The organism is Clostridia bacterium (genome assembly GCA_017438525.1).
GTDB lineage: Bacteria > Bacillota > Clostridia > Oscillospirales > RGIG8002 > RGIG8002.
In genome coordinates, this window is record JAFRVI010000043.1 from 14,441 (window position 1) to 40,692 (window position 26,252).

General features: G+C 58.9%; 27 protein-coding genes. 14 read left to right on the forward strand and 13 right to left on the reverse strand.

Annotated elements, in window-relative coordinates; all coding sequences use genetic code 11:
* The first annotated feature begins 30 nt into the window (after nt 1-30).
* The 10 genes from IJL83_04230 to IJL83_04275 all read left to right on the forward strand — a co-directional run bounded on the left by IJL83_04230 (nt 31) and on the right by IJL83_04275 (nt 9,773).
* Nucleotides 31-765, forward strand: coding sequence for an AAA family ATPase (locus IJL83_04230; protein MBQ6552805.1), 735 nt, complete (start codon nt 31-33; stop codon nt 763-765).
* A 51-nt stretch (nt 766-816) separates the two neighbouring features.
* Nucleotides 817-1,215 (forward strand): methylglyoxal synthase, encoded by a 399-nt coding sequence (locus IJL83_04235; GenBank protein ID MBQ6552806.1) that lies wholly within the window; start codon nt 817-819, stop codon nt 1,213-1,215.
* 64 nt (nt 1,216-1,279) lie between these two features.
* Nucleotides 1,280-3,520 (forward strand): topoisomerase IV, encoded by a 2,241-nt coding sequence (locus IJL83_04240; protein ID MBQ6552807.1) that lies wholly within the window; start codon nt 1,280-1,282, stop codon nt 3,518-3,520.
* Between the two features lie 79 nt (nt 3,521-3,599).
* Nucleotides 3,600-4,307 carry a tRNA 2-thiocytidine(32) synthetase TtcA gene (locus IJL83_04245; GenBank protein ID MBQ6552808.1) on the forward strand — a complete coding sequence of 236 codons (708 nt, stop codon included), beginning with the start codon at nt 3,600-3,602 and terminating at the stop codon, nt 4,305-4,307.
* Nucleotides 4,308-4,330: 23 nt separating this feature from the next.
* Complete coding sequence (locus IJL83_04250; protein ID MBQ6552809.1) at nt 4,331-4,897, forward strand: hypothetical protein; 567 nt, start codon at nt 4,331-4,333, stop codon at nt 4,895-4,897.
* Between the two features lie 45 nt (nt 4,898-4,942).
* Complete coding sequence (locus IJL83_04255) at nt 4,943-5,686, forward strand: N-acetylmuramoyl-L-alanine amidase (protein MBQ6552810.1); 744 nt, start codon at nt 4,943-4,945, stop codon at nt 5,684-5,686.
* 4 nt (nt 5,687-5,690) lie between these two features.
* Nucleotides 5,691-7,061: a DNA repair protein RadA gene (gene radA, locus IJL83_04260; GenBank protein ID MBQ6552811.1), complete on the forward strand. Its 1,371-nt coding sequence runs from the start codon at nt 5,691-5,693 to the stop codon at nt 7,059-7,061.
* Between the two features lie 197 nt (nt 7,062-7,258).
* Entirely contained in the window at nt 7,259-8,704 is a 1,446-nt protein-coding gene (gene pepD, locus IJL83_04265) for a beta-Ala-His dipeptidase (protein ID MBQ6552812.1), read from the forward strand.
* Between the two features lie 3 nt (nt 8,705-8,707).
* Nucleotides 8,708-9,475, forward strand: a complete 768-nt coding sequence (locus IJL83_04270; GenBank protein MBQ6552813.1) for a metallophosphoesterase — start codon at nt 8,708-8,710, stop codon at nt 9,473-9,475.
* 4 nt (nt 9,476-9,479) lie between these two features.
* Nucleotides 9,480-9,773, forward strand: coding sequence for a DUF2007 domain-containing protein (locus tag IJL83_04275; GenBank protein MBQ6552814.1), 294 nt, complete (start codon nt 9,480-9,482; stop codon nt 9,771-9,773).
* A 68-nt stretch (nt 9,774-9,841) separates the two neighbouring features.
* Here the strand turns inward: IJL83_04275 and IJL83_04280 are convergent, their stop codons facing one another.
* From IJL83_04280 to IJL83_04290, 3 genes are read right to left on the reverse strand one after another with little or no spacing between them, the layout of a single operon-like run.
* A complete protein-coding gene (locus IJL83_04280; GenBank protein MBQ6552815.1) occupies nt 9,842-10,810 on the reverse strand; it encodes a hypothetical protein in 969 nt (322 codons plus the stop codon).
* A gap of 42 nt (nt 10,811-10,852) precedes the next feature.
* Nucleotides 10,853-11,344, reverse strand: a complete 492-nt coding sequence (locus tag IJL83_04285) for a hypothetical protein (GenBank protein ID MBQ6552816.1) — start codon at nt 11,342-11,344, stop codon at nt 10,853-10,855.
* The gene (locus IJL83_04290) at nt 11,344-12,180 is read right to left on the reverse strand and encodes a metallophosphoesterase (protein ID MBQ6552817.1); all 837 of its coding nucleotides are present in this window, start codon (nt 12,178-12,180) and stop codon (nt 11,344-11,346) included. The genes IJL83_04285 and IJL83_04290 overlap by 1 nt, the downstream gene beginning before the upstream one ends.
* Before the next feature lie 169 nt (nt 12,181-12,349).
* On the opposite strand from IJL83_04290, the gene IJL83_04295 reads away from it, so the two are divergent.
* A complete protein-coding gene (locus IJL83_04295; protein ID MBQ6552818.1) occupies nt 12,350-12,589 on the forward strand; it encodes a hypothetical protein in 240 nt (79 codons plus the stop codon).
* Nucleotides 12,590-12,678: 89 nt separating this feature from the next.
* On the opposite strand, the gene IJL83_04300 is transcribed toward IJL83_04295, so the two are convergent.
* Nucleotides 12,679-13,284, reverse strand: coding sequence for a DUF1836 domain-containing protein (locus IJL83_04300; protein MBQ6552819.1), 606 nt, complete (start codon nt 13,282-13,284; stop codon nt 12,679-12,681).
* Nucleotides 13,285-13,521: 237 nt separating this feature from the next.
* On the opposite strand from IJL83_04300, the gene IJL83_04305 reads away from it, so the two are divergent.
* Complete coding sequence (locus IJL83_04305; GenBank protein ID MBQ6552820.1) at nt 13,522-14,385, forward strand: DegV family protein; 864 nt, start codon at nt 13,522-13,524, stop codon at nt 14,383-14,385.
* 96 nt (nt 14,386-14,481) lie between these two features.
* Here IJL83_04305 and atpC read toward each other — a convergent pair whose 3' ends face one another.
* The 9 genes from atpC to IJL83_04350 are packed head-to-tail and all read right to left on the reverse strand — an operon-like array spanning nt 14,482 to nt 22,710.
* The gene (gene atpC, locus IJL83_04310) at nt 14,482-14,901 is read right to left on the reverse strand and encodes an ATP synthase F1 subunit epsilon (protein ID MBQ6552821.1); all 420 of its coding nucleotides are present in this window, start codon (nt 14,899-14,901) and stop codon (nt 14,482-14,484) included.
* A complete protein-coding gene (gene atpD / locus IJL83_04315) occupies nt 14,898-16,295 on the reverse strand; it encodes a F0F1 ATP synthase subunit beta (GenBank protein ID MBQ6552822.1) in 1,398 nt (465 codons plus the stop codon). The genes atpC and atpD overlap by 4 nt, the downstream gene beginning before the upstream one ends.
* Complete coding sequence (gene atpG / locus IJL83_04320) at nt 16,292-17,191, reverse strand: ATP synthase F1 subunit gamma (GenBank protein ID MBQ6552823.1); 900 nt, start codon at nt 17,189-17,191, stop codon at nt 16,292-16,294. Before atpG ends, atpD begins: the two co-directional genes overlap by 4 nt.
* A 4-nt stretch (nt 17,192-17,195) precedes the next feature.
* Nucleotides 17,196-18,917: a F0F1 ATP synthase subunit alpha gene (locus IJL83_04325; GenBank protein ID MBQ6552824.1), complete on the reverse strand. Its 1,722-nt coding sequence runs from the start codon at nt 18,915-18,917 to the stop codon at nt 17,196-17,198.
* A complete protein-coding gene (locus IJL83_04330; protein ID MBQ6552825.1) occupies nt 18,914-19,402 on the reverse strand; it encodes an ATP synthase F0 subunit B in 489 nt (162 codons plus the stop codon). The genes IJL83_04325 and IJL83_04330 overlap by 4 nt, the downstream gene beginning before the upstream one ends.
* Before the next feature lie 12 nt (nt 19,403-19,414).
* The gene (locus IJL83_04335) at nt 19,415-19,774 is read right to left on the reverse strand and encodes an ATP synthase F0 subunit C (protein MBQ6552826.1); all 360 of its coding nucleotides are present in this window, start codon (nt 19,772-19,774) and stop codon (nt 19,415-19,417) included.
* A gap of 28 nt (nt 19,775-19,802) precedes the next feature.
* A complete protein-coding gene (locus IJL83_04340; GenBank protein ID MBQ6552827.1) occupies nt 19,803-20,618 on the reverse strand; it encodes a F0F1 ATP synthase subunit A in 816 nt (271 codons plus the stop codon).
* Entirely contained in the window at nt 20,615-21,331 is a 717-nt protein-coding gene (locus IJL83_04345; protein MBQ6552828.1) for a GNAT family N-acetyltransferase, read from the reverse strand. The genes IJL83_04340 and IJL83_04345 overlap by 4 nt, the downstream gene beginning before the upstream one ends.
* The gene (locus IJL83_04350) at nt 21,328-22,710 is read right to left on the reverse strand and encodes an MATE family efflux transporter (GenBank protein ID MBQ6552829.1); all 1,383 of its coding nucleotides are present in this window, start codon (nt 22,708-22,710) and stop codon (nt 21,328-21,330) included. Before IJL83_04350 ends, IJL83_04345 begins: the two co-directional genes overlap by 4 nt.
* Before the next feature lie 274 nt (nt 22,711-22,984).
* On the opposite strand from IJL83_04350, the gene IJL83_04355 reads away from it, so the two are divergent.
* Together IJL83_04355 and IJL83_04360 are read left to right on the forward strand one after the other, a co-directional pair.
* Nucleotides 22,985-24,403 (forward strand): extracellular solute-binding protein, encoded by a 1,419-nt coding sequence (locus IJL83_04355; GenBank protein ID MBQ6552830.1) that lies wholly within the window; start codon nt 22,985-22,987, stop codon nt 24,401-24,403.
* A gap of 208 nt (nt 24,404-24,611) precedes the next feature.
* Nucleotides 24,612-26,021, forward strand: coding sequence for an extracellular solute-binding protein (locus IJL83_04360; protein MBQ6552831.1), 1,410 nt, complete (start codon nt 24,612-24,614; stop codon nt 26,019-26,021).
* Nucleotides 26,022-26,252: the final 231 nt, after the last annotated feature.

Consider the following 26,252-nt stretch of genomic DNA (forward strand, 5'->3'; position numbering starts at 1 on the left):
GCAGTTAAAACACACAGGGAGGGATGACCCTTGGCACAGTCAATAGCCGTCATATCCGGAAAGGGAGGCGTCGGAAAATCCTTTTTCTGCGTCAACTCCGCCGCCGCGCTCGCGATGCGCGGCAAAGCGTCTCTCATCGTCGACGTCGACTCCGGTATGCGCAACGCCGATATAATACTTCGCAAAAGCGACAGCTTCATATACGACCTTTCCGATATCGAGCGCGGAAACTGCTCCTTTGAAGACGCCATTGTCGACGTCGCCGGAGGCGGTCGTCTCGCGCTGATACCCGGCGCGAAGGATCCCGACTACGTTCCCGAGCCGGAATTCCTTAAAAAGCTCGCGGAGAAAGCCGCGAAGAAATACCGCTTCGTCATTTTCGACTGCCCCGCCGGCATAGGCGCTTCCGTAAGAAACGCCGCACAGGCCGCGGACAAGGTCGTTATCGTCACCAATCCGCAGAAGGAAGCGGCGATACCCGCTTCCGCGGCGGCCGAAACGGTGCGCCGCGCGAGTCCGGACAAGCCCTTCTTCGTCCTTGTGAACATGGTAAATCCGCGCGGTATCGGGCGGCGTGATATGTCACCGGATCAGATTATGGATTCCTGCTGCGCGCGGCTGCTCGGCGTCGTCTACCGCACCGACGGAGTTGAAAAAGCGAGCCGCGCCAACACGCTGCTCGTCACCGGCAAAAGTCTCGAATCGCAGCAGCTCCGCAACGCCGCCGCCCGTCTTTGCGGCGAGCGCGTGCCGCTTCTGCTCTGATCCTTCCAATCCCTCAAACATTCATTTTCGCGAAACGGAGGTATATTTTTTATGGAAATCGCGTTAATGGCCGACGATAAGAAAAAGGAATTGATGATACAGTTCTGTATCGCCTACGCCGGCACCCTCAACAAGCACAATCTCTGCGCCACAGGCGCCACCGCCAGACAGATCTCCGAGGCGACCGGTCTGACTATCGAGCCGTACCTCGGCGGAATACAGGGAGGCGGCGAGCAGGTGCTCGCCCGCATCTCCTGCGACGAGATCGATCTGGTGATATACTTCCGCGATCCGCAGGCGGCGGACGAGTCGCTCGACTTCTCCCGCGTCTGCGACGTGCATAATATCCCCTACGCCACGAACCTCGCCGGCGCGGAGGTGCTTATCCTCGCGCTTCAGCGCGGAGACCTCGACTGGCGTTATAACTTAAAGCCGCGCAGAAGCCGCTGACGCTTCTTTGCGCGAAAAATCTTCTCTGCGAGAAGACCGATTATGAGAAACAGGATGTGAACCGATGGCGCGTACCAAAAAGCCCGTGCCGAAGAGCGCAGTGAACCCGAACGCCGAAATATCCGGCGCCGGCACCGTTCTTGACCAGAAAATCACCGAAACCCTGCGGGAGAACTATATGCCTTACGCCATGAGCGTTATCGCCTCCCGCGCCATACCCGAAATAGACGGCCTGAAGCCCTCTCACCGCAAGCTCCTCTATACCATGTATAAGATGGGGCTCTCGGAGGGCGGCTTCGTCAAGTCCGCGAACATCGTCGGCCAGACGATGCGCTACAACCCGCACGGAGACGCCGGCATCTACGAAACGATGGTGCGCCTTACGCGCGCCTGCGAATCGCTGCTGCATCCGCTGGTGGAGTCGAAGGGCTCCTTCGGCAAGGCGTATTCCCGCGATATGAAGTACGCCGCCGCGCGTTATACCGAGGCGAAGCTCGCGAAGATAACCTCCGAGTTTTTCCGCGACATCAACCGCGACGCCGTCGACTTCATCCCCAACTACGACAACACGACGACCGAGCCGCGCCTGCTGCCCGTCACCTTCCCCGCGATACTCTGCAACCCCACCGTCGGCATCGCCGTCGGCATGGCGTCGAACATCCCCTCCTTCAACCTGGCGGAGATAATCGACGTCACCGTCGAGCTGCTCGAAAACGAGGACTTCGACGTCGCCTCCGTGCTGAAGGCGCCGGACTTCCCCGGCGGTGGCAAGCTCATCTACAACGCCGAGGAGATGAACAAGGTCATCGAGACCGGCGGCGGCAGCTTCAAAATACGCTCCGTCTGGAGCTACGACAAATCCGGCAATCGCATCGAGATCACCCAGCTCCCGCCGACGACCACCGTCGAGGCGGTAAAGGATAAGATAATCGACATTATCAAGGGCGGCGGACTCAAAGAAATACGCGACATCCGCGACGAGACCGACATCAACGGCCTGCGCCTGACGATCGACCTGCGCGGAAGCGCCGAGCCGGAGAAGCTTATGGAGCGCCTCTTCGCCTCCACCACGCTGCAGGACACCTTCTCCGCGAACATCAACGTGCTGATCGAGGGCTCGCCCCGCGTGCTCGGCGTTCGCCAGCTCCTGCTCGAGTGGATCGCCTTCCGCATCGAATGCGTCAAGCGCCGCATCTACTTCGACCGTCAGAAGCTCTCCGACCGCCTCCATCTGCTCGAAGGCCTCGAGCTGATCCTGCTCGATATCGACAAGGCCATCCGCATCGTCCGCGACACCGCCGAGGAGGCGGAGGTCGTGCCCAACCTGATGATCGGCTTCGGCATCGACGAAACGCAGGCGGAGTACGTCGCGGAGATCAAACTGCGCCACCTCAACCGCGAATACATCCTCAAGCGCACCAAGGAGATAAGCGACCTTAAATCCGAGGTCAAGCGCCTCGGCGAGATACTGAAAAGCCCCGAGAAACAGCGCGCGGTCATCCGCGGCGAGCTGCTCGAGGTCAAGGCGAAGTACGGCATGCCGCGCAAGACCGAGATCATCTACAACTTCGAGGAGCCGACCGTCGCCGCGGCGGACGAGCCGGACGACTACCCCGTCACCGTCTTCATGACGAAGGACGGCTACTTCAAGAAGGTCACTCCGCTTTCGCTCCGTATGAGCGGCGAGCACAAGCTCAAGGAGGGCGACTCCGTCGCGCAGTCCGCGGAGATAACCAACTGCACCGACCTGCTCTTTTTCACCGACAAGCATCAGGTCTATAAGGCGAAGGCGTATAACTTCGCGGATACGAAGATTTCCCTCATCGGCGACTTCCTGCCCGTCAAGCTCGGCATGGACGAGGACGAGCTCCCCGTCTATATGGTCGCGACGAAGGACTATTCCGGCAGCATACTCTTCTTCTTCGAGAACGGCAAGTGCGCCCGCATCGCGCTGAAGAGCTACGAGACGAAGACCAACCGCAAGCGCCTCATCTCCGCTTACAGCGACAAGAGCCCGCTTATCGCCGCCTTCACCGAGACGGAGGGCAACCTCCTGCTGCTGCTCAACTCCACGAACGGCAAGCTGCTGCTCATCGACGCCGCTCAGGTGCCGCTGAAGACGTCGAAGGATACCATCGGCGTCGCCGTTATGTCAATGAAACCGCAGCACAAGGTCGCGGGCGTCCGCGTCTACGAGGACGGCTCGCTCTCCTCGCCGCACCGCTACCGCGTCAAGAACCTCCCCGCCGCAGGCGCTAAGCCCGCGGAAGGCGACGAGCTGAACAAGCAGCTGTCGATATTCTGACGGGCACGGGCGCAGCCCGCGTGCGGTAGCCCGATTTCGCGGAGCGCCGCATACACGAACCAAACGAAAGGACGTTTTTATGCAGCGAGTGCTGTCATACCTGCGCCGCGCAGTTGAAGATTACGACCTCATATCCGACGGCGACCGCATCGCGGTAGGCGTCAGCGGCGGCAAGGACTCCTTGCTGCTGCTCTGCGCGCTGAACGCCTTCAAACGCTTCTGCGGCATAGACTTCTCGCTCGTCGGGATAACGCTGGATATGGGCTTTGACGAGAAGACGGACTTCGCTCCGCTCGCGGAGTTTTTCGCGAACGAGGGGATCGAATACCGCGTCCGCGAAACGCAGATAGGGCAGATCGTCTTCAATATACGGCAGGAGGACTCCCCCTGCTCCCTCTGCGCGCGTATGCGCCGCGGAGCGCTGCACGACGCGGCCAAGGAGCTCGGCTGCAACAAGGTCGCGCTCGGGCACAACCGCGACGACCTGCTGGAGACCTTCGTGATGAATATGCTTTACGAAGGGCGGCTCGGCGTTTTCGCGCCGATGACCTACCTCGACCGCAAGGATATCACCGTCATCCGTCCTCTCGCGCTGATGCCGGAACGCGACGTCGTCGGCGCCGCGAACCGCCTGAAGCTGCCGATACTCCGTCAGCGCTGCCCCGCTGACGGCGAGACCTCCCGCCAGGAGACGAAGGAAATGCTTCTCGCGCTCGAAAAGGAAAAGCGCGGCACGATGAATAAGATCTTCGGCGCGATCCGCCGTTCCCACCTCAACGGGTGGTAATACCCCACCGAAAGGAAAACGATATGAACAACGACAGCGTAACCCTCGGATCGATGATAAAAAAAGTCCTCGGCTGGTATCTTGCCGTCGACTTTATGGTATTTTTCATAAACCTGCCATTCACCCGCGTGGTGACCTCCACCTCCGCGGACGGCAACGTGACCGTGCCGCGCGTCATCCCCTGCGTGATACTCGGCTGCTTCACGCTGCTGATATACTTCGCGCTGACGCTCGGATATATGGGACCGGTCGCCGAAAAAATCAACTCCCCGTTCAACGAAGCGCCGGTCGACAGATGGCTCGCGCTGAAGGCGGCGGGAATAGTTTTCGCGCTGCCGTTCCTTTTCAGCGCGTTTACCGCGCTGACAGGCGGCGGAGTCTTTTTGAACACGAACTTCTATGAGGCGATGCGCTTCCCGCACAATATTCTCTACGGTCCCGTCTTCGGCTTCCTGCTGGCGTTTTATCAGAAGTCATGGCTGACGCCCTTCTTCCCGCCGCTGATAATGATCTGCGTCGTCGAGATATCCTACTGGATGGTGGTCATCAAGGGCGTAAAGCTGCCGAAGATTTTCTACAGAGATAAGTAACATACCCGCGCGCCTCCCGCAATAGTATTATTCGGGAGGATGCGTATGAAAAAGCATATCGAATTCAGAATAAACAAATCCCTTGCCGCGCGGCTCGCGGCGTGCGCGCTCGCAGCGTTTTGCGTCGCGCTCTGCACGCTTGCAGCGGCGAAGCTTTCGGCCGCGCGCGTCGGCGGAACGGCGAAAGCATACGCTCCGCTCATCCTCGTTGACGCCGGACACGGCGGCGAAGACGGAGGCGCCTCCGGCGCAGGCGGACTGCTCGAGAAGGAGCTGAACCTCGACGTCGCCCTTAAGCTGCGCGACGTGCTGCGGCTGATGGGCTTCCGCGTGCGGATGACGCGCGAAACGGACGTTTCGCTCCACACCGGCGAGGGAAAGCGCAAACAGTCCGACCTTCAGACGCGAGTGGAAGCGATAAACGCCGGCGACGTCGACCTCTGCGTGAGCGTTCACCAGAACTCCTACGCCGGAAAGGGCGTCGCACGCGGCGCGCAGGTTTTCTGCGCTCCGAACGGCGAGCGCAGCCGCGCCTTCGCGGAAAGCGTGCGCGAAGCTCTCGCGGAACTGCGAAAAGAAAACGCCCGCAGCGTAAAGACCGCGGGCAGCTCCGTTTATATACTCAACAACGCAAAGAACCCCGCCATCCTCGTTGAATGCGGATTCCTCTCCGACCCGCTCGACGCGCTGACGCTCTCCAAACCGGAAAGCCGCGCCGAGATCGCTTTCGCGATCGCGAAGGGCGTCGCGGAGGGATTCTTCGGCGAAAGCATGGCTGAAAGGCGGTAAACCCTTGAAAACCAAAACCGTATTCGTTTGCTCCTCTTGCGGACACGAGGAGCTGCGCTGGATGGGCGTCTGCCCCGACTGCGGCGAGTTCAGCACCTTCGTAGAGGAGGTGCGCGCCGAGGAGCCGAAGAAGGCCGCTAACGCCAGGCCTTCGCGCGCCTTCACCGCGCCGGCGCATATAAACGACGTTTCCGCGAAGGGCGAGGACCGCTCCTCCACCGGTATAGGCGAGCTCGACCGCGTTATGGGCGGCGGCATCGTCAAGGGCTCCGTCACGCTCGTCGGCGGCGATCCCGGCATAGGCAAGTCCACCCTGCTGCTCCAGCTCTGCGGAACGGTCGGCGGAAAGCACAAGCTGCTTTACGTCTCCGGCGAGGAATCCGCAAGACAGCTGAAGATGCGCGCCGAGCGTCTCGGAGTGAACGGCGGCGAGATATACATTCTCAACGAAACCGATATAGATTCCGTCATCGAGGCGATAAACTCCGCCGCGCCCGAGATAGTTATAATAGATTCGATACAGACTATGTACTGCTCCGCGGTGACCTCCTCGACGGGCAGCGTTTCGCAGGTGCGCGAATGCACCATGCGGCTGACCGAATGCGCGAAGTCGAACGAAATAAGCGTATTCATCGTAGGCCACGTCAACAAGGAGGGCGCGATCGCCGGCCCGAAGGTGATGGAGCATATGGTAGACACCGTGCTCTACTTCGAAGGCGAGCGCAGCATGAGCTACCGCATACTCCGCGCGGTGAAAAACCGCTTCGGCTCGACCAACGAGATCGGCGTTTTCGAAATGACCGACCGCGGACTCGCCGAGGTGGAGAACCCCTCCGCGAAGCTGCTGGAGGACAGGCCCCGCGGCACGAGCGGCAACTGCGTCATCTGCCTCGTTGAAGGCAGCCGCCCGATACTCACCGAAACGCAGGCGCTCGTAACCCCGACCGGCTTCGGCAATCCGCGCAGAATGGCCAACGGCTTCGACTACAACCGCCTCGCGATGCTGCTCGCGGTGCTTGAAAAGCGCTGCGGCTACCGCTTCTCTGTCAACGACGTCTACGTCAACGCCGTCGGCGGACTGAAGATCGACGAGCCCGCCGCCGATTTAGGCGTCTGCGCCGCGCTCGTTTCCGCGCTGAAGAACGTCGCCGTCCCCGAAACGACGCTCATCTTCGGCGAAGTCGGGCTCGGCGGCGAAGTACGCGGCGTCAGCGGCGCCGTCAAGCGCATCACCGAGGCCGAACGCCTCGGCTTCACCGACTGCGTGCTGCCGGCGCACACCGCGCGCACCCTCCCCGACGGCTTCTCCACGAAGCTTAACCTCATCCCCGTCAAATCCGTTTTCGAGGCGTGCGGACGGCTTTTCGGCGACTGACCGCGCGATGAAATATGAGCAGTCGGCGTCCCCGCCGGCTCCGTAGACCTGCTCGAGACCGCAGCAGCCGTCAAGCTGATAAACGCATTCTTTCGCGCAGGGTATCAACGGCGCTCACCCCTTTCTTTTGAAATCCACGATTATTCTCTGCCGCGCGGACGGCTTTATTCCGCGAAAATCACTTTGGAGGTCATTTTATGGATGTTCTCCGCGGACTTGAACCGCGCAAAATGTTTGAAATATTCGAGCGCATCTGCGCCATTCCGCACGGCTCCGGAAATATGAACGGCATCGCCGACTTCGTAGAGCGCTTCGCCGAGGAGCATCGGCTGGAGCACCACCGCGACGGCGCGAACAACGTGGTGATAATCTCCGAAGCCACGCCCGGCAGGATGGCCGAGCCCGCGCTGATTCTGCAGGGGCATCTCGATATGGTGTGCGCGAAAGACGACGACGCCGACTTCGACTTCAAAACGCAGGCGCTTCGCCTGAAGGTCGAGGACGGCCTTGTCGGCGCGGAAGGGACAAGTCTCGGCGCCGACGACGGCATCGCGGTCGCAATGATGCTCGCCCTGCTCGACGATAAGGAGCTCTCGCATCCGCGCCTCGAATGCGTCTTCACCACCGACGAGGAGATCGGCATGATCGGCGCGAACGCGCTCGACGTTTCCATGCTGCGCGGCAGGCGTCTGCTCAACCTCGACAGCGAGGAGGAGGGCGTCATCACCACCGGATGCGCCGGAGGCGTATGCCTGACCGGCGAATTCGGCGCCGAATCCGAAGAGATACACGGCATGCTCTACAAGCTGACCGTGCAGGGGCTTATCGGCGGCCACTCAGGCACCGAGATAATCGCACAGCGCGCGAACGCGAACAAGGTGCTCGCCCGCCTGCTGACCGAGCTTCAGTTCCGCGCCGACTTCCGTCTTTCCTGCGCCGAGGGCGGCTTCTTCGACAACGCCATCCCGCGCAAAGCGGAGGCGCTCTTCATCTCCGACTCCGACGGCGACGCGATCGCCGCCGCGATAAACGCCTCCGCGGAGGCGATAAAACACGAATACTCGCTTTCCGATCCGGGTATGACGATCGCGCTCGCGCCCGCCGGCGCTGCGGACTGCCGCGTGCTGACGCCGGCGGATCAGGAGCGGCTGCTCTTCGCGTGGTATCAGGCGCCGGACGGGATCGTCCGTATGTGCGACGGGCTTGACGACATGGTCGAGACCTCGCTCAACCTCGGCATCCTCAAGCTCGACGAAAACGGCATGAAGCTGACCTTTATGCTCCGCAGCATGATCGACAGCGCCGCCGAGGAGCTGCGTATGCGGCTTGAAACGCTCTTCGCGTTCACGGGCGGAAGAACGGTCGTTTCAAGCAGCTACGGCGCGTGGGAGTTCCGCGCGGATTCCCCGCTTCGCGATCTCTGCGTGAAGGTATATGAAGAGATGTACGGCTCGCGTCCGCTCGTGGGCACGATTCACGCCGGACTTGAAGCCGCGGTCATCGCCGCGAAGCTCGGCGGCGCGGACTGCGTTTCCATCGGTCCGACGCTCCGCGACGTGCACACCGCCGCCGAACGCCTCGACGCCGACTCCGCCGGACGCGTATACGACTACGTCAAGGCGCTTATCGAAAGGAAGATCTGATATATGAAGGTAGCACTGCTCGCCGATCTGCATTATTCATCCGCGGTAGCCGACTATGATGGCAGACGCACCTCCGGTGCGCTCGACCGGCTCGACAGATTCATAACGGAGGTCTCCGGCTGCGATTTCATACTGAATCTCGGCGACCTCGTCAACGGCTCCGGCAAGCGCGACATCGACCGCTCCGACCTGCGCCGCGTGCTGAAGGCGCTCGACGCACAGCCGCTGGCGGTCTATCACGCCATCGGCAACCACGACCTCTGGGCGATGCCCCGTGCCGAGCTCGTGCAAACGCTCGGGCTGCCCGCCGCGGACTACTCCTTCAAGCGCGGAGACGTCCGCTTCGTCGTGCTGGACGCCAACTACTCCGCGGAGGGCGGCGCGCCGCGCGACTGGACGGTAGCGCATATCAGTGAAAGCCGCCTCGTCTGGCTTGACCGCGTCCTCGCGCGCGAGGACTTCAAGTGGGCGATAATCGTCTGCCACCATTGCCTCGACGACCTCGGCACCCCGGAGAAGCCCGACGTCTACGCGCCGGACAACGCCGCCGAGGTGCGCGCGATAATCGAGAGAAGCGGCAAGGTGCCGCTCGTCGTATCCGGCCATTACCACGAAGGGCGTCTGCGCCCCGTAAACGGCGTTATGTATTACACCCAGCCAGCGATATGCGAAGGCGACCTGCTCACCTTCGGCATACTCGAGGTCGACCCCGACACCCGCAAGTGCGGCGTCGAACCGCACGGGCTGAAGGTCAAACCGCGTCTGGACTGATATTATGGCAAAAGAAGAAAAACAGGAAATCAAACTTAAACTGCTGACCACCGTCAGCGACTTCACCGAAAGTCAGATGATAGTCGGGCTGCTGAAGGACGAGGGTATCCCCGTGCTCGTCAAGGACCTCGGGCTCGGCGGCTTCATGAAGGTGACGATGGGCTATACCGTCTTCGGTCAAGAGCTGTACGTTTCCGAAGCCGACTTCGAGCGCGCGGCGGAGCTGGTCAAGGCGTTCTTCGACCGCGACGCCGACGGCGGCGACGGCATCAAAAAGCACCCGTTCACGGTGTTTTAACGACTGCTGTTTTTGTATGAAAAAAGCGCCCCCGCGGGGGCGCTTTTACGTTTATTGAGCGATATGCGTCAGATCTGATCGTGCAGCTTGCGGAACTTCTTGGATTTGGAGTCAAGCTCGGAGAAGCTCTGCTCCGAGGGGATATCGTTCATACCCGACTCGATGTAGTTTCTCAGCACGCCGGTCAGGACGAACGGCTTTATGAAAATCGAGTGGACGATCGACCAGAGGATGAGAGCGCCGATGACCGAGAAGATGACGGGGAGCGCTTTGGGATCCTGCAGCGCCTGCGCCAGCCAGCCGGTCTTGCCGGCGAGCTTCTCGGAAATCTGCGAAGCAAGGTTCGCGTAAAGCTCCTGATGTCCGCTCAGGAAAAGGTAGCAGCCGCCGAAGAACACGCCGCCTATGAGTATCAGCGAAGCGAGCCCGATGCCGAAAACTCTGCCCATATTCTTGAAGAAGGTCTTGCCGTGCTTGAAGAAGATCACGGCGCCTTCGCAGGCGGCTTTGGCGGGCTTTTCGTCCTTGCGGTAGAAGATCCAGCCGAGGCAGCAGTCGCTGAGGTAGTTGACTATCGTCTGCATTATCGAGCTGATCGCGCTGCCGACGGTGCCTCCGGTGTCGCCCCCGATGCTCTCGCCGAGCTTGGTGATAAGTCTGCCGAGCTGGCGGAAGATGCCCTTGATCGCGCCGGTTATCGCGAAGTAGACCGCGAGCGTCACGAAACGCTCACGGACGGTCTTTTTACCCTCCGCGACGACGTTATCCGGCAGTTCGCCTTCAGTTATGCCGCGCGTCATCATCGCGATCTGCCCCGCCTTCAGCATGAAGGACACGAAGCGCAGCACGATGATGAGAACGACAAGCCCGACGAGCGCGCCGATAAGAAGTCCTATCGGGCCGTTCTTCGCGGCTCTGTCTCCGATCACGTAACCGACTGTGCTGAGTCCCGCGAAGGCAACGAGCGCGAGGAAATCCCACAGCAGGCGGCGAAGCGAGAAGCCGAGCGTCTTTTTGTAGATCTGTTTGTTGTTCATAAGCTCCCCCTTCCTTCTTTTGTATTTTTAACTGAATAACAGTTACTCAACGTACTCCTGCCCCGGCGTATCGAGCAGCTCGAAGCTCTCGACGTCAAGGAAAACGTGATAGTGATCATCGTGCGGTTCTGCATCGAGCGTGCCGACGACACGGATCCACGCCTTTTCTTCCGTGTCGGTCTTGACGGCGTCGCCCTTCAGCATAAATCCGCGGTAGTAGGCGTATTCCTTCCCGTCTGACGGGTCAGTCTCGAGATGATAGCGGAAGAGCATCGGGGTCTCTCCGCCCTCGTATTTATTCATATGGAACATTCCGTCAACGGCGAACTTTTTACCGTTATAATCCTCGGGATTATGGTTGAAAGCTTGATAGTACGTATAGTAATACATATCCTTGATGTACAACACATCTTCACCGAAATCGAGTGAGGAAGACGACGGATCAACGTTTTTCTGTTCGTTTCCGCAGCCGGACGCGAACAGCGACGCGCCGACCAGGAGCAGCGCGAGCGCGATTTTTGCAAATCTTTTCATTAAAATACCTCCCTTGTCCCCCTTATCGTTATTCTATGTATGAAGCCGCATAATACAGATGAAGCGCAAAGCTGCGGCTTGCCGGGCGCGATCTCACTGCGGACGAAGCAGTGAAGATGTCCGCAGAGCACCGCCTTGACCGCTTCTTCGTCGCGCTCGAGGCGGACGAATTCGGCGGCGTTGGCTTTTTCCGAATCCGCGTCGATGTAGAAGTATTCGCCGAAGCCGGCGATCTTTTCGCGGCTCGCTTCGGTCAGCGCCGGAACGTGCTGCGCGACTATGAGCGGCGTCCCCTCGGCGCACAGCGCCTTCAATTCCGCAAGCTCGGCGTCCGAGACGGTCAGGCCTCCGTTGTTGACTCCGACGACGTTGAAACCGTCGAGCCGCGCGACCTCGGCGCCTCCACCGCGCACTCCGCCGGTACCGGCGTCGTGGTTGCCGTCTACGTATATCAGCCGTCCGCCGTAGCCGGCAAGCGCCGCGCGCATAGCGCGCACGCCGGCGGGGCCGACGAAGTCGAGCATATCGCCCGTCATCAGCAGGACATCCGGCCGCATCGCCTCCGCAAGCGCGAATATCTTTTCCAGCACCTTCGCGCTCGGAATACGCTTTGAATCGTCAAACGGCTCGCTGTGCCAGCGGGTGAAGTCCTCGCGGAGCGTCATCCAGTTCGCCTCGCGCGAAGCGGCTGTTTCGCGTTCCTCCTCATCCGACAGTTCGTCCGAAACCGCGAGGTGCAGGTCGCTGACCTGCATGAGCGTATGCGTTCCCGCGACGCCGGGGATAACTATTTCGCTGTCGACGATCCTGTAAAACGGATCGCGGAAAACGTCCATACGCTTCACCTCTTTCTTGCCGATCGGCGATCGCCGATCAAATTTATTATACAATATGCGGCCGTTTTTTGCAACATTAAATAGTCTCCGCGCGCGGATCAAAAAAATATTGAATTTACGCGCTTTCTGTGATAAAATATTTCCATAACAAAACGAGAGGGGTATAATAATGGATCTTATCAAAAAACTGTGGCCTACGCCGTTCAAGATCAAGAAGGGCAACCTGATCTCCTTCCTCGTGCAGCTGCTGATATTCCTCATCATCTGCGCGGTCATCGGCTGGCTTTTCACCGTACTCAGCAAGATCGCCATCGTCGGCGTCGTCTTCTACGTTGTCGGCTCGCTGATGGGCATCTACGCGATCGTCGGCGCGATACTCTGCGTACTCCGCTTCATCGGCATCGTGTGAGGACAAAGAACGGAAATAACAAAAAACGGGGTATCGACGATACCCCGTTTTTTTGCGCTGTTTTTTTTTGCCGGACGGCTGAAACGCTCCTATTCCGGCAGCTTGACCGCCTCTTCCGACATCGGAACGCCGTCGAGCAGAAGCAGTTTTTCCGCGAGCAGACCGCAGAGTCCGCTCAATATCGCGCTCAGCGATATAAGGTCGCCGGTGCTGTGCACGGACTCGTCGATCGCCCTGTCGTCGTGACCGAGCAGCGGGGCGGCGATAACGCGGACCTGACCCACAAAGTACTCTGCGGCGACTCGGTGGCGGAGCGCATAAGCGTCGTAAATCTCCTTGACCTCCGCCTCGGATATGCCGACGGGGATCATCTTCTGCAAAGTCGCGATGCTGAGACTTTGTTTCAGGGTGCATATCATGATCAGGTAAACTATATGTATGCGGTAATACTTCTTTTTGCGCGGCTCCGGCATAAACTTATTGCGGACGTAATTGTTTATGGTCGCGGCGGTGATGAAGCGTTCCTCCTTTATCTCCGGCGGGAGATAATCGAGGTATTCTGTCAGCAGCGCGAGCACCTGCTCCATATAGAGCCCGAAATCGGGGATACTGTCCCAATCGGGAAGGCGGTATTCGTTCAGATACTTTTCCCAGCGGCGAAGTTTGCCGGCGACGAGGTCGTTATCGTAATTCATAAGCTCACCCTTCGCTTAATCAAATATTATATGGATATTATACTACCAAATAATCACGGTGACAAGCAAAAAAACAAAGATTTTCAGCAGATTTCGCGACTGAAGCGCGTTTTCACGAATTTTTCTATATTTTGTCGAACGATCGGGTATTGACATAATAATGTAAATGTGTTAAACTAATCTTCGATATTACTTGACGTTGTTTTTGTAATTATTTACGCGGAGGACTGATCTCATATGCAAAACTACGCTCTTTTCACCGATACTGGATGCGATATTTCGCCGAAGCTGCTGAATGAATGGCAGGTCGAATGCGTCGATCTGCGCTTCCGCAGGGACGGCGAGACCGCTGAATACGTTCAGGCGCAGATGCCGACTCCGGAATTCTACCGCGAGATGCGTGAGGGCGCGGTCTTCAAGACCTCCGCCGCCAACGAAGACGATTTCACAAACGCCTTCACCCCCGTGCTCGAGGGCGGGACGGATATACTTTATATCGCCTTCTCCTCCGGACTGAGCAGCACCGCGGGCGCCGCCGTCAAGGCGGCACAGACGCTCGCGGAGCGGTTCCCCGAACGCCGCGTCGAAGTCGTCAGTTCCCTCGCCGCCTCCGCCGGACAGGGGCTTCTCGTCCGGTACGCGGTGCAAAACTTCAAAAACGGTCTTTCGCTCGACGAAAACGCCGCCGATATCCGCGAAAAAGTGCCGCATATGCGCCACTGGTTCACGGTTGACGACTTGAAGTATCTCAAGCGCGGCGGACGCGTCAGCACTGCATCCGCCCTACTCGGCACCGCACTGAACATCAAGCCGGTGCTGCACGTCGATGACGACGGACACCTGATCCCCGTCCACAAGGTTATCGGCAGGCGCATGTCGCTGAACACGATGCTCGCGAAAATGAAGGAGCTCGCCATGGAGGATAAGCCCGTCTATTTCATCTCTCACGGCGACTGCATCGACGACGCGAAGCTGCTCGAAGAAAAAATCACCGAGGAATTCGGAGTTACCGCTGCGCTGATAACCGACATCGGACCCGTCATCGGCGCACATTCCGGTCCCGGCACGCTGGCCGTATTCTTCCTCGGCATACATAAATAGGCGAAACCGCTCAAATCCGCTTCCTTTCGGAAGCGGATTTGTTCAATAATTATTCGTATTCGGTTAAACGCCTTCCGGCCGGAAGGCGTTTAACTGTTATTCACTCATATCAAGCGTCTTGCCCTTCGCCTTCAACCGCGCGAGAGCGCGGGCGAGGCGGGCCTGCGCCTGCTTGTACTCCTCCTCGGTCTTGCGGTGGAGGATCGCTTCACGGGCCGCTTCCCGACTGCGCTCGGCGCGTTTCGCGTCGATCTCGTCCGGACGCTCGGCGGTCGACGTCAGAACGAGCACGTCCTTTCTGTCGACGCGCAGGATGCCGTCGGAAACGTAGACCATTTCGGCAGTCCCGTCAGGCAGAGTGTACTTCATCACACCCGGCACCACGGCGGCAACTATCGGCGCGTGTCCCGCAAGGATACCGTACTGCCCGTCCTCGAGCTGAATGCGGAGCGACGCGCATTCGCCCTCGAAAAACGGCCTGTCTGCCGCAAGGATGCGAAGGTTGAAGGTGTTCATCTTCCGTTCTCCTCCAGGCGTTTCGCCTTGGCAAGCACGTCTTCGGCGGTGCCGACGTTATAGAACGCCTCCTCCGGACAGCCATCGAGTTCGCCGGAGATAAGCATATCGAAGCTCTTCAGCGTTTCTTCAAGCGGGATATACATCCCCTGAACGCCGGTGAACCTCTCCGCGACGAACATCGGCTGCGCGAGGAAACGCTGGGCGCGGCGGGCGCGGCTGACGATCCTGCGGTCCGATTCGCCGAGCTCCTCGACGCCGAGGATAGTGATAATATCCTGCAGCTCACGGTATTTCTCCAGAAGTTCCTGCACCGAACGCGCGATGCGGTAATGCTCCTTGCCGACGATCGTCGGATCGAGTATGCGCGAGTTGGATTCCAGCGGATCGACCGCCGGGTATATTCCCTGCTCCGCTACCCTGCGGCTCAAAACGGTGGTCGCGTCGAGGTGCGAGAAGGTCGTCGCGGGCGCCGGATCGGTCAGGTCGTCGGCGGGCACGTAGACCGCCTGCACAGACGTTACCGAGCCGCGCTTCGTTGAGGTTATGCGCTCCTGCAGGGCGCCCATTTCGCTCGCGAGCGTCGGCTGGTAGCCGACGGCGGAGGGCATTCTGCCGAGCAGAGTCGAGACCTCGCTGCCCGCCTGCACGAAGCGGAATATGTTATCTATAAAGAATAGTATGTCCTTATCCTCGCGGTCGCGGAAGTATTCCGCCATCGTGAGCCCCGAAAGCGCAACGCGCATTCTGACGCCGGGCGCCTCGTTCATCTGGCCGAAAACAAGCGCGGTCTTTGAAATAACGCCGCTCTGCTTCATCTCGCGCCAGAGGTCGTTGCCCTCGCGCGAGCGCTCGCCGACTCCGGCGAAGACCGAGTAGCCGCCGTGCTCGACGGCGACGTTGTGGATGAGCTCCTGGATGAGCACCGTCTTGCCGACGCCCGCGCCGCCGAAAAGGCCGATCTTGCCGCCTTTGGGGTACGGACCGAGCAGGTCGATGACCTTCATACCCGTTTCAAGTATCTCTACGGCGGGGTCCTGGTCCTCGAAAGAGGGCGCTTTGCGGTGGATGCTCCAGCGCTCCGCGGTATCCGGTATCGGTTCGCCGCCGTCGATGGGATCGCCGGTGACGTTCATCATCCTGCCGAGCACCGCTTCTCCGACGGGAACGCGGATGCCGTCGCCCGTCGCGGTAACCTCGAGACCGCGATAAAGACCTTCGCCTCCGGAAAGCAGCACGCAGCGGACCATGCCGCCGCCTATATGCTGCGCGACCTCCATGACGCGCCTGCCGCCGGAAAGTTCTGCGGTCAGCGCCTCGTTTATTCTCGGGAGCCCGCCGTCAAACGCGACGTCCACGACCGAGCCCGCGATCTTTACTATTTTTCCGGTCACGCCCTCGGCGCCTCCCTTCTTCTGTGCTTGTATCCGGAGGATATCTCCGTTATCTCGTTCGTTATCGCGCTCTGACGCGCGTGATTATACTGAAGTTTCAATTCGGCGAGCAGCTCCGCCGCGTTCCTGTTCGCAACGTCCATCGCGCTCATGCGCGCGCTCTGCTCGCTGCAGAAGCTGTCGACCATCGCGCTGAAAACGAAGCCGGTCACGTAACCGGTGACCGCCCTTTCGAGCACGCGCCCTATCGACGGTATGAATTCGTACTCATCGCGCTCTTCAGATTCGTCCGCGAAGTCGCGGCGCTCGAACGGCAGTATGCGCGCCTCTTTGACGGTCGTGCTCATACCATTGACGTAGTCGGTATAAAGCACCCTCAACTCGTCTATCTCGCCGCTGTCATAACGCCTCAGCAGGTCGACGCTGATCTCGTGCGCGCGGTGATACGACGGGTTGCGCGCGGGAAAGTCGAACTCCTCCGCGAAGGGTATCGCGCGGTTGCGGAGGTACTGCCTGCCGTATTCGCCCACGACGAAAAGCTTTGTGCCGTCCGCCCCTGTGCATGCCTGAGCGCGGGCGAGCGCTTCTTTTATAACGTCGCGGCTGTAGGCGCCGGCAAGCCCTTTATCCGCGGTTATCACAAGGAAACCGACGGTGGTTTCGTCGTCGCGCTTGCCGCCGTAGGCGGGAAAGAAATACTCGCTCTTTTCCGCTTCATCGGCGCGGAAAATACGCTTCATCTCATGCCGCACGACGTCGAAAAACGGGCGCGTCTTCTCAAGCTCCTCCTTCGCCTTCCGCAGCTTGACGGAGGCGATGAGGTACATCGCGTTCGTTATTTTCCGCATATCCGTTATGCCTTCTATGCGGTTTTTCAGCTCTTTTATATCCGACATTCCGTTATCCCATTTTCGCAGCCGCGGCGATTATCTCCGCCTTGTCGTCGTCCGAAAGGACTCCGCCGTCGATGCGGGCGCAGAGCGCGGAATGCTCGCGCTCGCAGACTCCCACGAGGCGCTCGAGCCGCGCGCGGAACTCCTCCGGCTCGGCGTCGGGGAAACATTCGGCGAGCGCGGCGACGAGGAATATCACCTGCGCGTGCATACTCATCGGCGCCTGCTTCGGCTGGCGGAGCATATACATCAGGCATTCGCCGTATTTCAGCTTGTGCCGCGTCGCTTCGTCGAGATCGCCGGAGAACTGCATGAACGCTTCCATCTCGCGATGCTGCGCAAGGTCGAGGCGCAGCGTGCCGACCGCTTTTTTCATCGCCTTCGTCTGCGCGTCGCCGCCGACGCGGGAAACGGAGAGTCCGGCGTTGACGGCGGGACGCTGGCCGGCGTGGAACATATCGACTTCGAGGAATATCTGCCCGTCGGTTATTGAGATTATATTCGTCGGGATATACGCGGAAACGTCGCCCGCCTGCGTCTCGACTATAGGCAGGGCGGTGATACTGCCGCCGCCCTTCTCTTCCGTCAGGCAGGCGGAGCGTTCAAGCAGTCTTGAATGAAGATAGAAAACGTCGCCGGGATAGGCCTCTCTGCCCGGGGTGCGTCCGAGCAGCAAGCTCAGCGCACGGTAGGCGACGGCGTGTTTGGAAAGATCGTCGTAGACGATCAGCACGTCTTTGCCGGACGCGGCGAAGTATTCCGCGATCGTGCAGCCGGCGTAGGGTGCGATATACTGCAGCGGCGCGGAATCCGCCGCCGTCGCGCTGACGACGACCGTGTATTTCATCGCGTCCTCCAGCGTCAGCGTGCGGACGATGGAGGCGACGGAACTCGCCTTCTGCCCTATCGCGACGTAGACGCATATGACGCCCTTGTCCTTCTGGTTTATTATCGTATCGACGGCGATGGAGGTCTTGCCGGTCTGTCTGTCGCCGATTATCAGCTCTCGCTGCCCTCTGCCTATCGGCAGCATCGAGTCTATCGCGAGGATCCCCGTTTCGAGCGGAACTCTGACGGGGCGGCGGTCGATTATCGCCGGAGCCGCCTGCTCAACGGGGCGGTATCCCTCGGCCTCGATCGCGCCTTCGCCGTCGATAGGCGAGCCGAGCGCGTCGACGACTCTGCCGAGGAAACCCTCACCGCAGGGAACGCCCGCCACCCTGCCGGTGCGGCGCACTTCGCTGCCTGCCCATATCCCCTCGTCGCCGCCGAAAAGTATGCAGCCGAGCGTGTTTTCACGCAGGTCCTGCACCATTCCGCGGCTGCCGTCTTCAAAAATGACTATCTCGCCGTAAAACGCCTCGGCAAGTCCGCTGACGACGGCGATGCCGTCGCCGACGCTGACTACCCTGCCGACCTGGTCAGCGACGACGCGCGGCTCCCACGCGCCGATGCTTTCCTTTATCAGCGGCACGACGTCAAAGCCGCCTTCGCTTTCGCCGGCGGCGTATATTTCGCGTTTCAGCTGCGCAAGGCGGCCTTCGGTCGTCCAGTCGTAGACGTCCGAGCCGACCTCGAGCCGAAAGCCGTTTTTTATGCTTTCATCGGGGCGCCATTCGAGAACGGCGCTCCTGCCGTATCTGCTCTCGATGAAACCGAGAAAGCGCGCGCGGCGCGCCTCGTCCGGCGCCTTTTCGGAGTATATTACGGCGGTCAGCTTTCTGCTCATTCGCCGTCGCTCCTCTCGGCGCTGTCGAGGAAGCTGTCGAACGCCTCTTCGGCGCTGCCGAAGACCGCCTTTTCCGCCGCCTGCGCCGCAAGATCGGAGATCTCGCGGTTCGCCTGACGGATAAGGCGCTGTTTCTCCGCTTCGCCTTCCGCTTCGGCGGAGCGGCGGATGCTTTCGGCGTCCTGAAGCGCGCGGCTGTGTTCCGCCTGCGCTTCCGCGGCCGCCTGCGCCGCCGCTTCGGACTTCATGGCGGCGATCTCGGCCTCGGCGTTTTTCAGCTTCTCCTCATACTCCGCCTTCGCTTCCTCCGCCTCGCGCAGTTTGCGTTCCGTTTCGGATTCCTTTTCGGCGTAGCGCGAAGCGCGGCTGTCCATAAACTTCTTCACGGGCTTGTAAAGAATGAAATACAGACCGCCGAACAGCAGCACGAAGTTCAGCATATGCAGCAGTATCTGCTGCAGGTCGATGTTCAGGGGAAGACCCATCTTTCCGCTCCCTTACATTACGAAGATCACGAGTATCGCGACTATCAGCGCGTAGATTATCGCGGTTTCTATGAAGACCAGACCGAGCATCATCGAGGAACGGATGTCCCCGGCGGCTTCGGGCTGGCGCGCAGTGCTGTCGACCGACTTTTTGATCGCGATCGCCATACACACCGCGCCGATACCGGCGCCGGCAATGATTATCGCGGCGGCGACTATCGCCTTGACGGCGGTGCTGTCCGTCGCGGCGGCGACGGTCTCCGCCGCTTCGGCGGCTTCGTTGCCTTCGGCGGCGAGCGCCGGCATGGATACGCACGCGATCAGCGCGCAGAGCGTAAGAACGATCGCGAATACTCTGATAAACTTTTTCATAGCGGTTTTCTCCTTTATGTGAACTGTTTTATTTTGCCTTGACTTTTTTCGGCTTCTTCTCGGTGGATTCCTCGTAGAAATGCGAGGTCAGCATCGTCAGAACGTACGCCTGTATGACGGCGTGGAGCAGCGTGAACAGCACGCCGACGATTACGGGGATGACGAAGCTGGTCGCGAAATAGTAATAGACCAGCTCGGTGACTATCGCGCCGCTGAGCAGCGCTCCGAAGAGTCTGAAGCTCATGGAGATCGGCAGCGAAATGTCCTTCAGCGCGCGTCCCGCGCCCTTCGGCCCCGCGGCGAAGAGCCCGCCGAAGAGTATCACCGAATAGGAGAGCACTCCGAGCGAGATCGCGCCGTTGATGTCGGCAAGCGGCGCCGGAAGCGACACAGGCGCGCCCGCGGTCGTCACCGCCTGGAAGCCGAGCAGCTCGAAGAGCGTTCCGAAGAAGATGTACGCTCCCGCGGTGAAGACGTACGCGCTCAGAAAGCGCGTCTTGCGCGTGCCGTTCTCGTGCGCGAGCCCGTCGAAAAGTCCGACGCCCTGCTCGAGCAGGAGCTGCAGCTTTCCGGGCCTGTCCTTGAACCTCGGCACCGCGAATATCCGCAGCAGCAGCGCCGCGAGCAGCAGTACTCCCGTCACGCAGAACGCCGAGATCAGCGCCGGGTTGACCGTTATGCCGAAAAGGTTTATGCGCGCGGATTCGTGGAGCACCGCGTCGCGCATCGTTTCGGTAACGGTCTCGGTCTTCGGCGCTCCCTTTGTCAGAAATATCCCGACGAGCAGCAGCACGACAAGCCCGATAAAGACCGCAAGACTGATATTCCGTTGTTTTTTACTCATTCTTCGCTATCATCTCTTTTCCGCGGCGACGTGCGCGCCCACGCGATGACGCCGGACGAAAAGGTCATCCCGTTCCGGCGCTGAAGTCCCAGCGACGCCGTGTTGTCGCAAAAGACCTGCGCGTAGGGCAGTCTGCCCTTTCTGAGCTGATTATTGACCATGAAACGCGACATCTGCTTGGAAAGGCCCATGCCGCGGTATTCTTCAAAAACGTAAAGCATACCGAGCGAGCCCTCGGAATGCACTCCGGCGTAGGCGGCGAGCTTTCCGCCGAGGTATCCGCAGAAGAAGTCCTCGCGCTCGAAATCCTTGCGCAGCTCCTCCCTCGTAGTCAGCGAGTAGGTCGCGGCGACGGCGTCGAAGTCCTCCGGCGACGGGCGGCGTATCTCCATCTGGCCGCTTTCGTCGAGCGGCGCGCCCTCGTAGAAGACCTGAAAGCAGGGATTGGATACCCACATGCCCTTCGCCTTCGCGTAAGCGATCAGCGCTTCTCCGCGCAGGATGACGGTGTACTCCGGCTCGGAAATGCCGTTAAGCAGACGTTCGCCCGCGGCTTCGTCCTCCGCGCCGAGCATATACATCGGGAAAGCGTTATACCGCGCAAGCACGGCGGTTTCGGAATCGAAGACCACGTGCGCGCGGCCGCCTTCAAGCGCGTCGAGCATATCGGCGTAAAGCGCCTTGTCTTTATTTATCAGCGCCTCACACTTCACGCGACCGCCTCCCGAAGCTTTTCTTTCTCAAAGCCGTGTACCCAGTCGGACTTCAAATAATAAATTACGTAGATGACCGAGCTGATCGCCCAGGTTATCGGGTACGCCCAGTATATCATGTTTATCGTGCCGAAGAAGTGCATCACGGAGAAAATGTATATCACGCGGAAAACGCACCACACCGAAAGCATGACCGTCATCGGCACGAACGCCTTGCCGGCGCCGCGGCAGACGGACGCTATCGCGTGCGAAAGCGCGAGCAGACAGTAGAAGAGCGCTTCTATCCGCGCCTGCTGCGTTCCGAAGGCGACGACCGCCGGCGTAGCGTCGAAAGCCGAGATCAGCGTCGGAGCGAAAATGAAGTATATCGCGCCGATGATCTCCGCCATTATCATTCCGGAAAGAATCCCGAACCGCGCGCCCTTTTTCGCGCGTTCATGCTCCTGCGCTCCGAGATTCTGGCTGACGAAGGTCGTTATCGCGAAGCAGCAGCTGTTTATGGGCATAAAGGTGAAGCCCTCTATCTTCGCGTGGGCGCCGAACGCCGCCATCGCCATCTTGCCGAAGGTGTTTATCTGCGACTGCACGATGACGTTGGCAAGTCCGATAACGGAGTTCTGTATGCCGGACGGTATGCCGTATTTCAGTATCTTTTTCAGCGACTCGACGTGGATGCGTATGCGGCGCAGGTATATCTTCACCGCGCCTCCCCGGCGCATCAGCCGGATGAAGCAGAGCGCCGCGCTGAGCACCTGCGAGATCACCGTAGCGACCGCCGCGGCCCAAACGTCCCAGCCGAGCACGCCGACGAAGATTATGTCGAGCGCGATATTCAGCAGCGACGAAAACATAAGGTAATAGAGCGGATGCCGGCTGTCGCCGACCGCGGACATCATCCCGCGGCAGACGTTATACATGACCATGCCGATCGAGCCGAGGAAGAAATAGCGGAAATAGTCGATCGCGCGCGGCATAACGTCGGGGTCGACGTTCATCCAGCGCAGCAGCGTCGGGGTGAAGAAAACGCCGATGACCGTCAGCACCGCGCCGCTTAAAAGTCCTATCGCGACGTTGGTGTGCGCAGCGCGGGAGACGCCGTTGAGGTCCCCTTCGCCGAAGCGGCGGGAAATCAGCACGCCCGCGCCCATGAACATTCCCTCGAAGAAGCTGATCAGCATGAAGATGATCGTTCCCGAGGAACCGACCGCCGCGAGCGCCTCCGTGCCGAGAAACTGCCCGACGATGAGACTGTCTGCGGTATTGTAAAGCTGCTGGAAGACCATGCTGACGAAAACCGGCAGCGCAAAGCGGATAATATGGGAGTATACGCTCCCCTTAGTCATATCCGTTTCGCCCCGCGCAACGCGCCGTGTGTCCATCGGTACCGCCTCTGTAACTCTCGAAAAAAATAATATCTGATTTTATCATTATAGCACTTTCAAGAAATATTGCAACAATTATTTCATTACGCAGTCGGTATTATCCTAAATCCGCCGAACAAGTTCGTTTAGCCCGCAAATCCCTAAATAAAGATTATTGACTTTGCGCGGACGGCTATGTTATAATATGTAATTGAAACGGGGGTGATAGAGCAGGAATACGACCGTACCGAATTAAACCAAAACACAAAAAATGAGACGGGAGATGATCTCTATGAAAAAAGAGAGACGCATTGCCCGGGCGGTTGCGCTGATAACCGCGATAATAACGGTTTTCGCGCTGACTTCCTGCAAGGTCGCCGGCAATAACGCCGACGAGGGCAGCTCAAACAGCAATCCTGATTACGGATTTACGTCCGAAATCGAATCCTACAGCCAGGGGAGCAATATCAGAGATATTTCTTCGATAGACCTCGGCGAAGTCGAGACGATAGTCGATAAATCCGGCGAGCCATACATCACGCCTAATTACAACTACCGCGACAGGACCGTGACCTTTCTGAGCCACTGGTACCCCGAGGACTGCCTCCACTTGATCACCTATATGGACAAATACGGCGGACCGCAGATAAAGTTCCTCACCTACAACTACGGCGACTGCGGAATGAAGCTTCAGGCGATGGTGCTGGCGGAAAACGCCCCCGACGTCTATAAGCTCCGTATCGGCGACCTGACGACGCTGCTTTTCGCGAACGTATGGTCCGACGTCACCGACAAGTTCGACTGGAACAACCGCAACTGGCGCGACTTAAAGCCCTTTATGAAATACTGCACCATCAACGGAAGAGTTATGGCGGCGCCCGAGGTCAATGCCAACTATATGGTGTGGTTCAACAAGACCATATTCGAAGAATACGGCGTTGAGGACCCGCTCTCCCTCTGGAACAAGGGGCAATGGACGAAGGATAACTTCGACAAGATATGCCGCAAGCTCACTATCCGCGAAGGCGGTAATACCACGATTTACGGATTCGGTTTCGACCACCGCTGGTTCTACGATATTCTCGGAATGTACGGCACGGACTTCGCGATCTTCGACGGCAGCAAGTACGTCAGCAACACAGACGACTCCAAACTCGCCGACGCTTTCGCGTACATTTCGCAGATGAACAATACAGAGAAGCTATGGTGCGCCATGAACAAGGCGAACGCATACTTCGCCTCCGGCAAGCTCGCGATGCTCTACTACGGCAACTGGCTCGCAATGAGCGATCCCTACCGCTCAATGGCTGCGCAGGGCAAGATCGACTTCGTGCCGGTCCCCGAAAACACCGCCACCGGTCTCGGTCCGAGACAGGACTACTACGTTGAGGGACATGCCATACCCGTCGGCGCCAAACACGTCGACGAGGCGCGGGCGTTTATCGAGATATTCAACTTCTACAAGCAGACGCCGGAGCTCGATATGACCTCCACGCTCGCCGACTGCGAGCTTAACGGGCTGACGCTCGAGCAATTCTACCGCATGCGCGCGCCGCGCTATTACAAAAATCCCTACACAGCGATAATCCTCACCGACTGGGATCCCGCTTTTGAGGAAGCGATGAAGGGCGAAAGCTGGTATAAGATACGCGCCGCGTACGACCCGAAGCAGCAGCTCGTACTCGACTCCCTGCCAAGTCTGAATAACTGACGCCTTTTTCAAGCTCCGGAACGGTTTGAACCGTTCCGGAGCTTTCCGTAATTATGATATATTTTTTATGGAAATAAGTTCTATTTACGAAAAATGAAAAAAAACGCCGAATATACTTGCACTTTTTATTATCATATCGTATAATATAGACGAGGGAAAACCCGATACCGCGGCAGGAGCCGCAAAAACACGCTTCGGAGATGATACTATGAAGAAGAATCTGTTAAGAATCCTCGCGGCCGTACTCGTGCTCGCCATGGCGTTCGCGCTTGCGGCCTGCAAGAAGACGGGCGGCGGCGGAGAATCCTCCAGCTCGGGTGCCAACTTCGAGCCCGGTGAAAACACCAACGGCAACCGCTTTGTCAGTATCGACGCGGCGTCCGTCGACATCGGTACCGAAAAAGAATTCGTCGACCCCGAAGGCGAGAAATACGTCACGCCCGACTATCATTACCGTGACAAGACCATCACCTTCCTGAGCCACTGGAACGCCGAGACCCCCGACTCCGTCCATATGATCGCCTATATGGAGAAGTACGGCGGACCGAATATCAAGTTCCTCACCTATAACTACGGCGACTGCGGAATGAAGCTCCAGGCGATGGTCCTGGCGGAAAACGCCCCCGACGTCTACAAGCTCCGTATCGGCGACCTTACCAGTCTGCTCTACGCGGACGTCTGGTCCGACGTTTCCGACAAGTTCGACTGGAACAACCGCAACTGGCGCGACCTCGCCCAGTATATGCAGTACGTCACCTACAAGGGCAAGATCCTCGCCGCTCCCGAAGTCAACGCCAACTACATGGTGTGGTTCAACAAGACCATATTCGAGGAATACGGCGTTGAAGACCCGCTCTCCCTCTGGAACAAGGGCCAGTGGACGAAGGATAACTTCGACAGCATCTGCCGCAAGCTGACCATTAAGGAAGGCGGCAACACCAGCATCTACGGCTTCGGCTTCGACCACTGCTGGTACCGCGACATCCTCGCGATGTTCGATACCAACCTCGCGGTCTTCAAGGACGGCCTCTACGTCAGCAACACCGACGATCCCAAGCTCGCCGACGCGATGAGCTACGCCACCAGGATGAACACTGTCGAGAAGGTATGGTGCGACCTCAATAAAGCGAACGCCTACTTCGCCTCCGGCAAGCTCGCGATGCTCTACTACGGCAACTGGCTGACCATGTCCGAGCCCTACCGCACGATGGCTGCGAACGGCAAGATCGACTTTGTACCGGTCCCCGACAACACCGCCAACGGTCTCGGTCCGAGGCAGGACTACTACATCGAAGGTCACGCTATCCCGATCGGCGCGAAGAACGTCAACGAAGCGAGAGCTTTCATCGAGATCTTCAACTTCTATAAGCAGACCCCCGAATACGACAAGACCTCCACGCTCGCGCAGTGCGAGATCAACGGCTGGACCTACGATCAGTTCCTCCGTATGCGCGCGCCCCGCAAGTATAAGAACCAGTACACCTGCATCGATCTGGTATCGCTCGACGAATACTTCAGCATGGCGATGAACGGCGAAAGCTGGTACACCATCAAGGAGAAGCTCGATCCGAAGCAGAACCTCGTTATCGACACCCTGAAGGAACGCATCAACGGTTAGTCTTCTCAACTGATAAAGCACGGCCCTTAGGGCGTGCAAATCAGGGATACGCCGGTCTTAAAAAGGATCTTTTCGCGCCGGTCTGCGTTAAAGCCGCTTGAAATACATCAAGTATTTCCGCGCGTCTTCGCCTTGCCCGACACAAAAACCTCTCTTTTTAAGATGCGGAGCAGTTTTGAACGAGATGTTTATCGTTCAGGCAAAACAACAAAACAGCGGTCATACTTGATG